Raw genomic sequence first — 2144 nt, 5'->3', positions numbered from 1 at the left:
CCCACCGGTATCAAGCCAGGCGCCGAAAACCAACGCCTGGCTGCATGAATGAGGCGCATCTACCTTGACGCGCGCCGCAAGACAGTGGGCATTGGCGCTAACTCATGCCCTTCCGTCTCCATGGCTGCCAAGGGTACGCAAGGACTGCGCCAAGCAAATAACTATGGTCGACATCCCGGGTACGACATTCTTCATCATGCATGAGCCATGCCGGCGGACTAAAGATGCGATCTGAACAATAACAAGTCGCGCCAACGCCGTCTGTCAGACGTTCTAAGCGCGGCGCGATGGGGCGATTCACTTCCACTTAACGCCGTTGCCAGTGAGTTGGATCAAACGGATGTTGTACCAGCCTCAGAGACTCCTTCTCAGTCTGGTCACTGAGAAATTGGAGGAGCGATTCATAAGTGCCAAATGAATCGTGCGAGCCACGTGCTTCAATTCTTCGATCGTTTTGTATCCGCTCACGCGAAAGGCATAATCTGTCGGCGCATCATACATATTTCTCGTATCGGAAAATCTGGACTCGTCAGCGGTAATCGTATTCATGAAGACGGTGTAGACTGGGTAATCCGCTGCATTCAGAAAGGCTTTTCGTGTTGCCGCAGTAGGGCAAACGAAATCTACCACGCAATGGTCGTTAGCTCCATAATTGAGTGTCAGATTGGAAATTTCAGCCATGCGACGCGCGTGCTCAATACGGTGCGCTATACTGAACGTCAGGTCACGATTGATATTTTCTCTCACAAAGTCCCCATTTACCAAGCTCGCAGTCGGCATTAGATCTAAAAGCGCTCGTGCGAGTGTAGTCTTGCCGGAGCCAGGAAGGCCTTGAATCAAAACAATAGCCCGCTTTTTGTGTTTAGCATTCAATTTTTTCATGATAACTTTTTTGCAATTAAGTGCCAGCTTTTAGCTTCGTGAGCTTATTTTGTGAGGTGCTTGTTGAATAATTGTAAGTTAATTGCGATCGATGCGTCTTGCTTTAAAAAGGGGGCTGCGACAGATTTGCCCGATATCGGAAGGATAATCTTAATTACCAAACATGCGTTCGTGTACTCACGTCTCAAAGTGTCAGTTCAATTGCTTAAACAGGCCCTGGCCAAGCCTGTCTTATAAGCACGGAGGGCTCGCTTTGCAATGATCGATGTTCCCTCCGTGGTCCGATGAGGCTGGAGCCCGTTGCTCGATCACCGTAATCGTTGGCGAGTGCAACAACGGGACCATTGACAATCTGTTCTCTGACCGCAACTCTGCTGCCAAGCAATCAACTTGTACAATCGATTGTTTCGATGTTACTCATTCAAGAGTTGGATGCTTGTGCGTTATCGACGGAGCAGTCCCGAGTCTGAATTGCAATATCGATTCGACAGCTTCCTGTATTCTCCTTTCTATACGAGTCAAAGGCGTTTCCGGTGGATGATCTCCGACTTGATTTCTTAATTACAGCATGTTCAGGTGAGGACTGATGTTCGACAAGCGAACGTCGATCGATCACCGGTAATCTCTGTCACACGACGGATGCCCACCTCGACTGGAAATTCATTGACGCAAGTTGCATGCCGTTAAAGGAGGTCTAAGCAGCAGCCTGAACCGAAATGGGTAAGCGGCCACTACGGTCCGGGGGCTTGCTATGACCATAGGCATTCCGGTCGAGGCGGGGCTGCTGCTGCTAATGTCGAAGAGCTGACAGTTTCTGTCGGCCTTGTTGAATCCCCTGTAGTTTTACCCTCGTGAGAAAGTCCGCACCCAGGCTGGAGCCGGTGCGGTCGGTTCTATCTTTGATCGATGCATTCTCATTGGTAAAGCATCCGAGAGGACGGATATTGAACAGGCTGTGTCGCAATCGCAATAACTGACGAGCGTGGCGTGCAACCGCATCGCGCCAAGAGGTTCAAGCCGTCGAGCGGTCCGTACTTCGTGGAGAAAGTATGCGACATATTCGACTGTATTTCAGTCCCGCCTACGAAGGCATTGGTCTTGTGCGTGGATGAGACGAGCCAGTGCCAGGCGCTTTAGAGCCGCTAACAAAACTGGTCAACGAATCGTGAGCAGATGACCGCGCAGGCGAGCGTGAGCAGAGCGAGATGGATATCGAGACGCCGTTCGAAACGAATGCGCAGTTTGCCAAAGGCGGCAAGCCA

General features: G+C 50.8%; 1 protein-coding gene and 1 pseudogene. Both read right to left on the bottom strand.

Going from position 1 to position 2144, the window contains the following annotated elements; all coding sequences use genetic code 11:
• Nucleotides 1-354: 354 nt before the first annotated feature.
• Nucleotides 355-882, bottom strand: a complete 528-nt coding sequence (locus tag J8I82_RS37500; RefSeq protein ID WP_209765649.1) for an adenylyl-sulfate kinase — start codon at nt 880-882, stop codon at nt 355-357.
• Nucleotides 883-2024: 1142 nt separating this feature from the next.
• Nucleotides 2025-2144 (bottom strand): annotated as a pseudogene (locus J8I82_RS37495) (IS5/IS1182 family transposase); the annotation flags it as partial.

Origin of the sequence: Cupriavidus consociatus (assembly GCF_017814975.1) — a bacterium.
In the GTDB taxonomy this organism is placed as follows: Bacteria; Pseudomonadota; Gammaproteobacteria; order Burkholderiales; family Burkholderiaceae; genus Cupriavidus; species Cupriavidus consociatus.
The sequence above is the reverse complement of the archived record's forward strand: the minus strand, read 5'-3'. Positions and strand labels throughout refer to the sequence as shown.

What these genes read in the sequence shown, in the direction of transcription:
- J8I82_RS37500 (WP_209765649.1), bottom strand. Translation starts at nt 882, where the DNA reads ATGAAAAAATTGAATGCTAAACACAAAAAGCGGGCTATTGTTTTGATT.